The sequence below is a fragment of the Serratia sp. JSRIV001 genome, from assembly GCF_019968745.1.
Taxonomy (GTDB): domain Bacteria; phylum Pseudomonadota; class Gammaproteobacteria; order Enterobacterales; family Enterobacteriaceae; genus Chania; species Chania fonticola_B.
Map to the genome: position 1 here is coordinate 2572458 of NZ_CP074147.1, position 12492 is coordinate 2584949.

Consider the following 12492-nt stretch of genomic DNA (forward strand, 5'->3'; position numbering starts at 1 on the left):
AACCCCAGCAAAAGAATGAAATGGGGGCGCAGTCACTACGCCCAAATAAGTACTGTGGCTATCCGTGTCAGACTAGACGCTCAATTTTTCTGTTCCTCCATACCAACCTATAAAACGTTGTTTGCAATGCCAGCATTGTCAAATAGGCGATAGGGAATGCCATCCATACCCCCTCCAAGCCAAAGTGATTGCTGAGCAGGTAGGCCGCTGGCAACTGTACGGCCACGATGCAGAGAATGGATATTGTCACCGGTACCAACACCACGCCACTGGCGCGCATGATGCCGCCGACAATCGCCTGGAAACCAAATACCAGCATGCTCCACAGCATGATATGCAATAAATGCTCCGCTTCTGCCAATACTACCTGGCTGGTCAGGAACAGACCCAACAGCCAATGTGACAGCAGGTAGACCAGAATAATCAACGAACCGGTCAACCAGAGGTTGATATACAACCCGGTACGCAAGATGGGGGCAATGCGTTCGGTTTTGCCAGCGCCGATGGCCTGAGCACCCAAAATAGAGGCGGTGATGGCAATCGACAGGGCCGGGAATTGCACATAGTTAACGATCTGTGTCACGGCGCCGTAGGCTGCCGTGGCATCCGAACCGTGGCGGTTGACCAGCGTCAGGATGATCAATTCAGAGATAGAAATTACCACCATTTGTAAACCGGTGGGCAGGCCAATACGTAACACTTTGCGTAGCACCACCGTATCCAGCTTGAGCGCGGCCAGCATGGCCCGATCGGGGGCCAGCACGTGTTTTTTGCGGCGCAGGCGCAATGTCAGATACACCATCGCCACTGCGTTACCGACCATACCCGCCAGAGCCGCGCTCTGTATGCCCATGGGGGCAAAACCCAGCCAGCCACGGATCAGGGCCGGGGTGAGCAGCAAGCCGACGATGGTAGACAGCAGTAGGGCCAAGAGTGGGGAGATCGTGTCACTGACGCCGCGCAGCAACTGGGTGAACAACACAAATACCAGCAGCAAGGGCATAATCATCATCATGATGCGGGCGTAAGAAACCGCCTCTTCCAGCACGTCCGCTGGCGTGCCTAGGGCTTGTAGCGCCTGGCGAGCGAACAGACTGCCAAATACTGCCGCCAGTAAGCCAAGCGTCACGCCCAGCATCAAGGCCGTACCCGCAATGGTTTTGACTTTTTCTGGTTCATTCGCGCCCCATGCCTGCCCAATCAGCACCGAGGCACCGGCACCAACGCCAATCACCAGTGAGATAAAGAAGAACACCACCGGGAACATGCCAGAGATGGCGGCCAGTGCAGGGGTGCCGAGCATCTGGCCGATATAGATGCCGTTCAGCGTGCCTGAAAATCCTTGCAGGAAGTTGGACAGCACCATAGGCACCAAAAAGATCAGATAGATGCGCCAAAGCGGTGGCTGCTTGTGCTGCGGACGGGTTTGCATTTAATCGTTTTTCCTGCGCCTGAAAGACGTATAAAGAGCTCTAGTGATACTGAAACTCATATGTAGGGGCGCCGCATGCTGCGCCCGCCGGGTTATTATCACCGGGGGAAGGCATCGCGAGTCATCCAGGCCAGATGTGCCTGGATATCAGCAGGCCAGTGCACAATGCGTTCGGCAAACAGCTTGCCATCGTGGCCAAACAGTGCACGCGTGGCTTCTTCATAGCCTGGTAAAGAACCGGCGATGGCGCTCATAAATCGATAGCTGTTCTCTTTGATACGGCGTTCATTATCCTGCTCGACCGAGGTGCGCCGGGCTTCATCAACCAGACGACGTAGTGCCGCAGAGGCTCCACCACGCTGTTGTGCCAGCCATTCCCAGTGACGGGGAAGAAGCGTCACTTCGCGGGCTACCACGCCGAGCTTGGGCCTCCCAACCGAGGGCTGAGCTGCCGGTTCGCCATCAAGCTCAGTGACATCGCCATCAGGCTGGGGCCAAACGTAGCCTGCTGGCCAAGGGTAATCCACTTGGGAGCCGGTAGCATCATCAAACACTAACAGCCCCCCGGCAGTGAGATCCAGCGCAGCCAGTGCTTGTGCAACTTCGGCATAAGACCCGGTGGCTACCCGTTGATGCTGCAAAAATGCGGTGCAGCTTGGCGTATTGATGGTTTTCATGTTTTATATCCGGGTTAAATTATTTTACCCGGGTAATTTGACCGAGTCATCGTGGTAAGTCAAGCCCAGATCGATTCTGCTGCAGAGTAAACTGCGCTTTATTTATCCTCTACAGTTTTAATGTTACTATTCGCAAGGCTGTGAACAGCCACTGGAGGTTCGCGTGTGACTAACGGACCAAGTTGTGCGTCAATCTGGCAATTGTGGGCGAGATATGACGCATAACTGACTCAACACTAACCAAAATATCTGTACTGCATGTGATCTGTCGTGTGGGTCACCACTGTAGATAAGGAATTATGAATGCCTGTTATTACTCTTCCTGACGGAAGTCAGCGTCAATACGACCATGCCGTTTCCCCGATGGATGTTGCCCGTGATATTGGCCCTGGCCTTGCCAAAGCCTGTATTGCTGGCCGCGTTAACGGTGAACTGGTCGATGCCAACGATGTCATCGAAGCCGATGCACAACTGGCTATCATCACCATCAAAGATGCCGAAGGCCTGGAAATCATGCGCCACTCCTGTGCGCACCTGCTGGGTCATGCGATCAAACAGCTGTGGCCAGACACCAAAATGGCCATTGGCCCGGTGATCGACAACGGTTTCTACTATGACGTTGACCTCGACCATACCCTGACGCAGGAAGATCTGGATCTGCTGGAGAAGCGGATGCATGAATTGGCCGACAAAGATTATGACGTCATCAAGAAAACAGTGAGCTGGCAGGAAGCCCGCGACACCTTCGCAGCCCGTGGCGAAAGCTACAAGGTGGCGATTCTGGATGAAAATATCAGCCATGACGATCGCCCAGGCCTGTATCATCACGAAGAATACGTGGATATGTGCCGTGGCCCGCACGTGCCGAATATGCGTTTCTGCCACCATTTCAAACTGCAGAAAACCTCCGGTGCCTACTGGCGTGGCGACAGCAAAAACAAAATGCTGCAACGTATCTACGGCACTGCCTGGGCAGACAAGAAGCAACTGAATGCCTACCTGCAACGCCTGGAAGAAGCGGCCAAGCGTGACCACCGCAAGATCGGCAAGCAGCTCGACCTGTATCATATGCAGGAAGAAGCCCCTGGCATGGTGTTCTGGCATAACGACGGCTGGACCATCTTCCGCGAACTGGAAGCCTTTGTGCGCATGAAGCTCAAAGAGCACCAGTATCAGGAAGTGAAAGGGCCGTTTATGATGGACCGTGTGCTGTGGGAAAAAACCGGCCACTGGGAAAACTACAAAGACGCCATGTTCACCACGTCTTCAGAGAACCGTGAATATTGCATCAAGCCGATGAACTGCCCGGGCCACGTGCAGATCTTCAACCAGGGCCTGAAGTCTTACCGTGACCTGCCGCTGCGTATGGGTGAGTTCGGTAGCTGCCACCGTAACGAGCCATCAGGTTCGCTGCATGGCCTGATGCGTGTGCGCGGCTTCACCCAGGACGATGCCCATATCTTCTGTACCGAAGATCAGGTGCGTTCCGAAGTGAACGACTGCATCAAAATGGTCTACGATATGTACGGTGTCTTTGGCTTCGAAAAGATTGTGGTGAAACTGTCCACCCGTCCAGAGAAGCGCATTGGGACTGACGAAATGTGGACTCGAGCCGAAAACGATCTGGCCGCTGCGCTGACTGAAAACGGGATTCCGTTTGAATATCAGCCGGGTGAGGGCGCTTTCTACGGACCAAAAATTGAATTTACCTTGCATGATTGTTTGGATCGCGCATGGCAATGTGGTACCGTGCAACTCGATTTCTTCTTACCGGGCCGTTTAGGCGCGTCGTATGTTGGCGAAAACAACGAACGCGTGGTCCCGGTAATGATACACCGTGCTATTCTTGGCTCCATGGAGCGCTTCATCGGTATCCTTACCGAAGAATATGCCGGTTTCTACCCAACCTGGATTGCTCCAGTGCAGGTAGTGGTGATGAATATCACCGACAGCCAGTCTGATTACGTCCAGCAATTGACCAAAAAACTGCAAGATGCAGGCATTCGGGCAAAAGCGGACTTGAGAAACGAGAAGATTGGCTTTAAAATTCGCGAACATACTTTACGACGGGTTCCATACATGTTGGTGTGCGGTGATAAAGAGGTCGAATCAGGCAAAGTTGCCGTTCGTACCCGCCGTGGCAAAGACCTGGGGAGCCTGGACGTACAAGAAGTCGTAGACAAGCTGCTACATGAGATACGCAGCCGAAGTCTTCATCAACTGGAGGAATAAAGTATTAAAGGCGGAAAACGAGTTCAACCGGCGCGTCCAAATCGCATTAACAAAGAAATTCGCGCGCAAGAAGTTCGCCTAACCGGCGTCGATGGCGAGCAGATTGGTATTGTCAGTCTGAATGAAGCTCTTGAAAAAGCTGAGGAAGCGGGTGTTGATTTAGTAGAGATCAGCCCAAATGCCGAACCGCCAGTTTGCCGGATCATGGATTACGGCAAATTCCTCTACGAGAAGAGCAAGTCGACCAAAGAACAGAAGAAGAAGCAAAAAGTTATCCAGGTTAAGGAAATCAAATTCCGTCCTGGCACCGATGATGGCGACTATCAGGTCAAACTACGCAACCTGATTCGCTTTCTGGAAGACGGCGATAAAGCCAAGATCACCCTGCGTTTCCGTGGGCGTGAAATGGCGCACCAGCAGATCGGTATGGAAGTGCTTAACCGCGTCCGTAAAGACCTGTGTGAAGATATTGATCTGGCAGTGGTCGAATCCTTCCCAACAAGGATCGAAGGCCGTCAGATGATTATGGTGCTCGCACCCAAGAAGAAACAGTAAGGCTTCCAAGTAATCGAACCCATGCCGTGCAAGCGTGCGTGGGTTTTATTCGCCTCACTGATTCGTTGTTTAACAATGCGAAGTGGATTTAATTAACATGCCAAAGATTAAAACTGTACGTGGTGCAGCCAAGCGCTTCAAAAAGACCGGCAGCGGTGGTTTTAAGCGCAAACATGCTAACCTGCGTCATATTCTGACCAAAAAAGCAACCAAGCGTAAACGTCATCTGCGTCCGAAAGGCATGGTGTCTAAAAACGATCTGGTCCTGGTTACTGCGTGCCTGCCGTACGCATAAGCCATATTTTTTGAATCTAGAATAAGACTTTAGGAGAGAGCATATGGCTCGCGTAAAACGTGGTGTAATTGCACGCGCACGTCACAAGAAAATACTGAAACAAGCGAAAGGTTACTACGGTGCCCGTTCGCGCGTTTATCGTGTTGCCTTCCAGGCAGTAATCAAAGCAGGTCAGTATGCTTACCGTGACCGTCGTCAACGTAAGCGTCAGTTCCGTCAGCTGTGGATTGCACGTATCAACGCAGCTGCTCGTCAGAACGGCTTGTCTTACAGCAAATTCATTAACGGCTTGAAAAAAGCTTCTATTGAAATTGACCGTAAGATCCTGGCTGACATCGCAGTATTCGACAAAGTGGCCTTTGGCGCACTGGTTGAAAAAGCGAAAGCAGCACTGGCGTAAGCTGGTTGAAAAGAGGGAGCTTGCTCCCTCTTTTACTGTTTGTTCCCAATACGGATATTGACTTTTATCGGCTGGCGCTATCACACTGGTTGCCAATCCATCGACAAGGTACTACCAACATGAACGCTGTTATTTTCCGCTTCTTTTTTTACTTTAGCGCCTGACTTCAGGAGGCTTTGCGCGTAAGAAAAGAAACGGAAAGTAGCGCCCAAGCCTCCCAAGTGGAGGCTTTTTTGTTTTTGGCCACCTTCAGCGCCTTTCAGGCCCACGGCACTTGCCTGGCTACGGCTTGAAATTCTTTGAAGATCAACCAAAGGCGTGTTGGAATAATAGATAACAATTACTTAGGGCCACAAGGCCAGAGGAAGAGGAAAGCAATGTCACATCTCGCAGAGCTGGTTGCCAACGCCAAGGCAGCCGTAGAAGATGCCCAAGATGTTGCCGCGTTGGATTTGGTACGCGTCGAATATTTTGGCAAGAAAGGTCATTTTACCTTACAGATGCAGTCCCTGCGTGAAGTGCCAGCGGAAGATCGCCCGGCAGCCGGGGCGGTGATCAACCAGGCAAAACAGGAAGTTCAGGATGCGCTGAACGCGCGTAAGAACGCATTGGAGTCTGCGGTGCTGAACGCTCGCCTGGCGGCGGAGACCATCGACGTCTCGCTGCCGGGGCGTCGCCTGGAGAACGGTGGCCTGCACCCGGTTACTCGCACCATCGATCGTATCGAAACCTTCTTTGGCGAACTGGGCTTCTCGGTAGAGACCGGCCCGGAAATCGAAGACGATTATCATAACTTCGACGCGCTGAATATCCCAGGGCATCACCCAGCCCGTGCAGATCACGATACCTTCTGGTTTGACGCGACGCGCCTGCTGCGTACCCAAACCTCTGGCGTGCAGATCCGCACCATGAAGAACCAGCAGCCACCGATCCGTATCATCGCGCCGGGCCGTGTGTATCGTAACGACTACGATCAGACGCATACCCCGATGTTCCACCAGATGGAAGGGCTGATCGTCGACAAGGACATCAGCTTCACCAACCTGAAAGGGACGCTGCACGATTTCCTGAACAACTTCTTTGAAGAAGATCTGCAGGTTCGTTTCCGTCCTTCCTATTTCCCGTTCACCGAACCTTCTGCCGAAGTGGATGTCATGGGCAAAAACGGCAAGTGGCTGGAAGTGTTGGGTTGCGGCATGGTGCACCCGAACGTACTGCGCAACGTGGGCATCGATCCGGAAATCTATTCCGGTTTTGCCTTCGGTATGGGTATGGAGCGTCTGACGATGCTGCGTTACGGCGTCACCGACCTGCGTGCGTTCTTCGAAAACGATCTGCGTTTCCTCAAACAGTTTAAGTAAGGCGGGAATATCACATGAAATTCAGTGAACTCTGGTTGCGCGAGTGGGTAAACCCGGCCATCAGCAGCGAAGCATTATCCGATCAAATCACCATGGCCGGCCTGGAAGTAGACGGCGTTGAGCCGGTGGCTGGCGTGTTCAACGGCGTGGTCGTGGGTCATGTGGTGGAGTGCGGTCAACACCCGAACGCCGACAAACTGCGCGTAACCAAAGTCGATGTGGGCGGTGAACGCCTGTTAGACATCGTTTGTGGTGCGCCAAACTGCCGTGCTGGCCTGAAAGTAGCCGTTGCTACCGTCGGTGCCGTGTTGCCAGGTGACTTTAAAATCAAGGCTGCCAAGCTGCGTGGCGAGCCTTCTGAAGGTATGCTGTGTTCGTTCTCCGAACTGGCGATTTCAGACGATCATGACGGCATCATTGAGCTGCCGGCAGATGCGCCGATCGGCACCGATATCCGTGACTATCTGCAACTGAACGATAGCGCGATTGAAATCAGCGTCACGCCGAACCGTGCCGATTGCCTGGGCATCATTGGCGTCGCGCGCGACGTTGCCGTGCTGAACCAACTGCCGCTGAGCGAGCCGGATATGAGCCCGGTAGCAGCCACTATCACCGATACTCTGCCAATCCGTGTAGAAGCCCCTAAGGCGTGCCCACGTTACCTTGGCCGCGTAGTGAAAGGCATCAACGTGAAGGCACCTTCACCGCTGTGGATGCGCGAGAAGCTGCGCCGCGCCGGTATTCGCTCGATTGATGCCGTGGTTGATGTGACCAACTACGTGCTGATGGAGCTGGGCCAGCCAATGCACGCCTTTGACCTCAATCGCATTGAGGGCGGTATCGTGGTGCGTATGGCTCACGAAGGTGAAACCCTGCGTCTGCTGGATGGCAACGAAGCCAAACTGCAGGCAGATACCCTGGTGATTGCCGATCAGCAAAAAGCGCTGGCCATGGGCGGCATCTTTGGCGGTGAACACTCTGGCGTGAATGATGAAACCCAGGATGTGCTGCTGGAGTGTGCTTTCTTCAGCCCACTGTCGATTACTGGCCGTGCTCGCCGTCATGGCCTGCATACCGATGCTTCACATCGTTACGAGCGTGGCGTAGACCCGGCACTGCAACATAAAGCGATGGAGCGTGCCACACGCCTGCTGATCGACATTTGCGGTGGGCAGGCTGGCCCAATCATTGACGTTAGCGATGAGAGCACCTTACCGAAGCGTGCCACCATTGCGCTGCGCCGTGAAAAGCTGGACCGTCTGATTGGCCACGTGGTGCCAAGCGAGCAGGTGAGCGATATTCTGCGACGTCTGGGTTGCCAGGTTACCGAGCAGGGCGACAACTGGCTCGCGGTGGCACCAAGCTGGCGTTTCGATATGGAGATCGAAGAAGATTTGGTGGAAGAGGTGGCCCGTGTCTATGGCTACAACAACATCCCGGATGTGCCAGTGCGCGCCGATCTGGTGATGACTAAACACCGCGAATCCGATCTGACCCTCAAGCGCGTGAAGACCATGTTGGTCGATCATGGCTATCAGGAAGCAATTACTTACAGTTTTGTCGACCCGAAAGTGCAAGCGTTGCTGCACCCAGGTGAAGAAGCCCTGATCCTGCCAAGCCCTATCTCGGTAGAGATGTCTGCAATGCGTCTGTCACTGTGGACTGGCCTGCTTTCGGCGGTGGTATACAACCAGAATCGCCAGCAAACTCGGGTGCGCCTGTTTGAGAGCGGGCTGCGCTTTGTGCCTGATACTGCGGCAAATCTGGGTATCCGTCAGGATGTCATGCTGGCTGGCGTGATTGCCGGGCATACCCATGATGAGCATTGGGATCTGGCAAGAAAGCCGGTGGACTTCTATGATTTGAAAGGGGATCTGGAATCGGTATTGGAGCTGACCGGTAAATTATCCGAAATTCAGTTCAAGGCAGAGTCCAATCCCGCCCTGCATCCTGGGCAAAGTGCGGCCATTTATTTACACGGCGAACGTGTCGGTTTCATCGGTGTGGTTCACCCAGAACTTGAACGTAAACTGGATCTTAACGGCCGTACTGTGGTATTTGAATTGGAGTGGAACAAGCTCGCAAGCCGCGCCGTGCCTCAGGCCCGTGAGGTTTCTCGCTTCCCTGCAAACCGCCGCGATATCGCCGTTGTAGTGGCTGAAAACGTCGCCGCAGAAGATATTTTGGCAGAGTGTAAGAAAGTTGGCGCAAATCAGGTAGTTGGCGTAAACTTGTTTGATGTGTACCGTGGCAAGGGCGTAGCTGAGGGTTATAAGAGCCTGGCTATCAGTCTGGTGTTGCAGGATACCGCCCGTACACTGGAAGAAGAGGAGATTGCCGCTACCGTTGCAAAATGTGTAGAGGCTCTAAAACAGCGATTCCAAGCATCCTTGAGGGATTGAACCTATGGCGCTTACTAAAGCTGAAATGTCAGAACACCTGTTTGAGAAGCTAGGGCTTAGCAAACGGGATGCCAAAGACCTGGTAGAACTGTTCTTTGAAGAGGTCCGTCGAGCTTTGGAGAACGGAGAACAGGTCAAGCTGTCTGGTTTTGGCAATTTTGATTTGCGAGACAAGAACCAACGTCCGGGACGCAACCCGAAAACCGGTGAGGACATTCCGATTACGGCGCGCCGCGTGGTCACTTTCCGTCCGGGACAGAAACTGAAAAGCCGGGTGGAGAACGCCAGCCCGAAAGAGTAGGTTACACAACGCCAAAAAGGCCGCGCAAGCGGCCTTTTTCTTTGGGCGGTTACCAACCTCAACTGGTCAGCGCTGCATGCTGTTCCCATCTATTACCATCATCACCTCGATGATCGGCATTGCCAGCCGCTGCTTTCCCCACCATTCGTTCACTCAGTTCTTCCCCTAAACGCCCGAACCTCCTACTATTTGCTGCAAGACGTTATTTTCAGGCCGCTATCGGCCAGTAGGGAAGTTGTGTAGTTATGCCGAGCAGTCAGACCTTCACTTTGTTACAACAGCATCAACACCGCCGTGATAAACGCTATTTGGCCTGGCTGACGCTGGGCGTCGTACTGGCATTTTCCTTCAGCCTGAGCGCCGGGGATCTGTGGATCTGGCCTGCGCAATGGTTGGGGGAGCCTGCACAGCTGTTTGTCTGGCAATTGCGCCTGCCACGAGCGCTGGCGGTGATGCTGGTGGGGGCAAGCCTGGCGGTGGCCGGGGCGGCGATGCAGGCTCTGTTTGAGAACCCGTTGGCGGAGCCTGGACTGCTTGGCGTATCCAACGGTGCCGGAGTGGCGCTGGTGCTGACGGTGCTGTTTGGCAACGGCCTGCTGCCGGTGGCGCTGATGAGCATGAACGCCATCGCAGGTGCCTTGGTGATGACCTTCCTGTTGCTGATTTTTGCCCGCCGTCGCCGCTTGAGCAACGCACGTTTGCTGCTGGTGGGGGTAGCGCTGGGGATTGTGTGCAGCGCGATTATGACCTGGGCCGTGTATTTCAGTTCGAGCCTCGACCTGCGGCAACTGATGTACTGGATGATGGGCGGTTTCGGCGGGGTGGATTGGCGGCAGAAATGGCTGTTGTTAGCCCTGTTGCCGGCGCTGCTTTGGCTATGTGCGCAAGGCAAGGTGCTGAACTTGATGGCGCTTGGCGAAATGCAGGCGCGGCAGTTGGGTCTTTCCCTGCACGTATGGCGTAATCTGCTGGTGCTGGCCATCGGCTGGCTGGTGGGCACCAGTGTGGCCTTGGCGGGTGTGATTGGCTTTATCGGCCTGGTGATCCCGCATATTTTGCGCCTCAGCGGTTTGACCAACCAACGTTATCTGTTACCTGGCTGCGCGCTGGCGGGCGCGGGCGTGCTGTTAGTGGCTGACGTGGTGGCGCGGATTGCGCTGTTTTCGGCAGAATTACCCATCGGCGTGGTTACTGCAACGCTGGGAGCGCCTCTTTTTATCTGGTTACTGGCCCGGACAAAAAGCGTAAGGTAAACCGGCTGCCGGTAATGACCGGCGGCGTTTTTCTGTCTCACCTGCAAATAAAACCAAAGGAAAACATCTGATGAGCAACCCCATTTATGCCATTCCCCTGCAAACCATTGAGAACCAATCTACCACGCTGAACGCCTATGCCGGCAAAGTACTGCTGGTGGTCAACGTAGCGTCGGAATGCGGCCTGACCAAGCAATATGAAGGTCTGGAAAAGCTTTATGAAACCTGGCGTGAGCAGGGTTTTGCGGTGTTGGGCTTCCCTTCCAATGAGTTTCTTGGCCAGGAACCGGGCAGTAATGAGGAGATCCTGGCGTTCTGCCGTGGCACCTTTGGCGTCCAGTTCCCGATGTTTGCCAAAATTGAAGTCAATGGTGAGGGCCGTCATCCGCTGTATCGGGAACTGATTGCCGCACAGCCACAGGCCGTCGCACCAGAAGGCAGTGGTTTCCTGGAGCGGATGAGCAGCAAGGGCCGTGCGCCGAAGCAGACCGGCGATATCCTGTGGAACTTTGAGAAATTCTTGATTGGCCGCGACGGTCAGGTGATCCAACGCTTCTCGCCGGATATGACGCCAGAAGATCCACAGGTGTCCGAGGCCATCAAACAGGCTTTGGCCAAGTAAAGGAGCGTTCAGAACCATGCTGCAGCTCAGTGAGGTAGGGGTAGAAGGGCGATTGATGCCGTTTTCTGGGCAGATCGCCGCTGGGTTGCAGGTGCACCTGATCGGCCCAAACGGCGCGGGTAAGAGTACGCTGTTGGCCAGATTGGCGGGTATGCTGCCAGGGTTTGGCGAAGTTCGGCTGTCTGGACGTTTGCTGGAAGCGTATACGGGGAATGAACTGGCAAAACACCGGGCTTATCTGTGCCAGCAGCAGCCTCCGGTTGCGCTGATGCCGGTATTTCAATATCTCGCCTTACATCAGCCCGCCGGGGCGGACGAAGGTGACCTGGAAAAAGCCATCCTGTATTTGGCACGTAGCCTAAAGCTGGCGGATAAATTATCCCGCATGTTGACTCAACTCTCTGGGGGGGAATGGCAACGGGTGCGGCTGGCCGCAGTATTGTTACAGGTTTGGCCAACGGTTAACCCGCTAAGCCAATTACTGCTGCTGGATGAACCGACCAACAGCCTGGATGTGGCGCAAAAGGTGGCGCTCGATCGCCTGTTGCGCGAATTTTGCCAAAGTGGCCGCAGCGCCCTGGTTTGCGCTCACGATCTCAATCATACCTTGCAACAGGCCGATCGGGTCTGGTTGCTGCAAGCCGGAAGGTTGGTCGCCGAGGGGGGAACCCACGAGGTCATGGAGCCGGGGTTATTATCCAAGGTTTATGACGTGGATTTTCATCTGCAGGCGGTAGGAGAGCAGCGCTGGATTATGACCAAAACGGCCTAGCGATGTTTAGCTGCTATTTTAATCGGTTAATTAGAAGTTAAACGGAAAGTAAACGTGCTCGATATAATTCCCCTGCATGGGGACAAATTCTCTGGTTAAGCTCACAAAATAAGATGGAAAATCCACGATTACCTGCTACGCTGATCGGGTTGAAAAAAAATAAGTAAAAAAATATAACTGTATAACTCAA

General features: G+C 54.0%; 13 protein-coding genes and 1 other annotated feature. Of the genes, 11 read left to right on the top strand and 2 right to left on the bottom strand.

Annotated features, from left to right (window positions below):
- Positions 1-67 precede the first annotated feature (67 nt).
- Positions 68-1432 carry an MATE family efflux transporter gene (locus KGP17_RS11755; RefSeq protein WP_223499400.1) on the bottom strand — a complete coding sequence of 455 codons (1365 nt, stop codon included), beginning with the start codon at positions 1430-1432 and terminating at the stop codon, positions 68-70.
- A 98-nt stretch (positions 1433-1530) separates the two neighbouring features.
- Complete coding sequence (locus KGP17_RS11760; RefSeq protein ID WP_179251477.1) at positions 1531-2109, bottom strand: DUF2239 family protein; 579 nt, start codon at positions 2107-2109, stop codon at positions 1531-1533.
- Positions 2110-2412: 303 nt separating this feature from the next.
- Between KGP17_RS11760 and thrS the strand changes: the two genes are divergently transcribed.
- The 11 genes from thrS (at position 2413) to btuD (ending at position 12302) form a co-directional block, all read left to right on the top strand.
- Positions 2413-4341, top strand: a complete 1929-nt coding sequence (gene thrS / locus KGP17_RS11765) for a threonine--tRNA ligase (RefSeq protein ID WP_218519414.1) — start codon at positions 2413-2415, stop codon at positions 4339-4341.
- 3 nt (positions 4342-4344) lie between these two features.
- Entirely contained in the window at positions 4345-4896 is a 552-nt protein-coding gene (infC, locus tag KGP17_RS11770; RefSeq protein WP_071683678.1) for a translation initiation factor IF-3, read from the top strand.
- 97 nt (positions 4897-4993) lie between these two features.
- Positions 4994-5191: a 50S ribosomal protein L35 gene (rpmI, locus tag KGP17_RS11775; protein WP_004931418.1), complete on the top strand. Its 198-nt coding sequence runs from the start codon at positions 4994-4996 to the stop codon at positions 5189-5191.
- Between the two features lie 43 nt (positions 5192-5234).
- Complete coding sequence (gene rplT / locus KGP17_RS11780; protein ID WP_004963673.1) at positions 5235-5591, top strand: 50S ribosomal protein L20; 357 nt, start codon at positions 5235-5237, stop codon at positions 5589-5591.
- 113 nt (positions 5592-5704) lie between these two features.
- Positions 5705-5829 (top strand) — a sequence feature (Phe leader region).
- The gene (gene pheM, locus KGP17_RS11785; RefSeq protein ID WP_153071450.1) at positions 5711-5755 is read left to right on the top strand and encodes a pheST operon leader peptide PheM; all 45 of its coding nucleotides are present in this window, start codon (positions 5711-5713) and stop codon (positions 5753-5755) included. (Overlaps the previous feature by 45 nt.)
- 139 nt (positions 5830-5968) lie before the next feature.
- Complete coding sequence (gene pheS / locus KGP17_RS11790; protein ID WP_021804595.1) at positions 5969-6952, top strand: phenylalanine--tRNA ligase subunit alpha; 984 nt, start codon at positions 5969-5971, stop codon at positions 6950-6952.
- Between the two features lie 14 nt (positions 6953-6966).
- On the top strand, positions 6967-9354 hold the full coding sequence (pheT, locus tag KGP17_RS11795; RefSeq protein ID WP_223499402.1) for a phenylalanine--tRNA ligase subunit beta: 2388 nt from the start codon (positions 6967-6969) through the stop codon (positions 9352-9354).
- A 4-nt stretch (positions 9355-9358) separates the two neighbouring features.
- Positions 9359-9655 (top strand): integration host factor subunit alpha, encoded by a 297-nt coding sequence (gene ihfA, locus KGP17_RS11800; RefSeq protein ID WP_004943604.1) that lies wholly within the window; start codon positions 9359-9361, stop codon positions 9653-9655.
- Positions 9656-9900: 245 nt separating this feature from the next.
- On the top strand, positions 9901-10908 hold the full coding sequence (gene btuC / locus KGP17_RS11805) for a vitamin B12 ABC transporter permease BtuC (protein WP_021804592.1): 1008 nt from the start codon (positions 9901-9903) through the stop codon (positions 10906-10908).
- Positions 10909-10978: 70 nt separating this feature from the next.
- Entirely contained in the window at positions 10979-11530 is a 552-nt protein-coding gene (locus KGP17_RS11810) for a glutathione peroxidase (protein WP_021804591.1), read from the top strand.
- A 16-nt stretch (positions 11531-11546) separates the two neighbouring features.
- The gene (gene btuD, locus KGP17_RS11815; RefSeq protein ID WP_209523573.1) at positions 11547-12302 is read left to right on the top strand and encodes a vitamin B12 ABC transporter ATP-binding protein BtuD; all 756 of its coding nucleotides are present in this window, start codon (positions 11547-11549) and stop codon (positions 12300-12302) included.
- Positions 12303-12492: the final 190 nt, after the last annotated feature.

What these genes read in the sequence shown, in the direction of transcription:
- rplT (WP_004963673.1), top strand. Translation starts at nt 5,235, where the DNA reads ATGGCTCGCGTAAAACGTGGTGTAATTGCACGCGCACGTCACAAGAAA.
- thrS (WP_218519414.1), top strand. Translation starts at nt 2,413, where the DNA reads ATGCCTGTTATTACTCTTCCTGACGGAAGTCAGCGTCAATACGACCAT.
- ihfA (WP_004943604.1), top strand. Translation starts at nt 9,359, where the DNA reads ATGGCGCTTACTAAAGCTGAAATGTCAGAACACCTGTTTGAGAAGCTA.
- btuC (WP_021804592.1), top strand. Translation starts at nt 9,901, where the DNA reads ATGCCGAGCAGTCAGACCTTCACTTTGTTACAACAGCATCAACACCGC.
- KGP17_RS11755 (WP_223499400.1), bottom strand. Translation starts at nt 1,432, where the DNA reads ATGCAAACCCGTCCGCAGCACAAGCAGCCACCGCTTTGGCGCATCTAT.
- KGP17_RS11810 (WP_021804591.1), top strand. Translation starts at nt 10,979, where the DNA reads ATGAGCAACCCCATTTATGCCATTCCCCTGCAAACCATTGAGAACCAA.
- KGP17_RS11760 (WP_179251477.1), bottom strand. Translation starts at nt 2,109, where the DNA reads ATGAAAACCATCAATACGCCAAGCTGCACCGCATTTTTGCAGCATCAA.
- btuD (WP_209523573.1), top strand. Translation starts at nt 11,547, where the DNA reads ATGCTGCAGCTCAGTGAGGTAGGGGTAGAAGGGCGATTGATGCCGTTT.
- rpmI (WP_004931418.1), top strand. Translation starts at nt 4,994, where the DNA reads ATGCCAAAGATTAAAACTGTACGTGGTGCAGCCAAGCGCTTCAAAAAG.
- pheT (WP_223499402.1), top strand. Translation starts at nt 6,967, where the DNA reads ATGAAATTCAGTGAACTCTGGTTGCGCGAGTGGGTAAACCCGGCCATC.
- pheS (WP_021804595.1), top strand. Translation starts at nt 5,969, where the DNA reads ATGTCACATCTCGCAGAGCTGGTTGCCAACGCCAAGGCAGCCGTAGAA.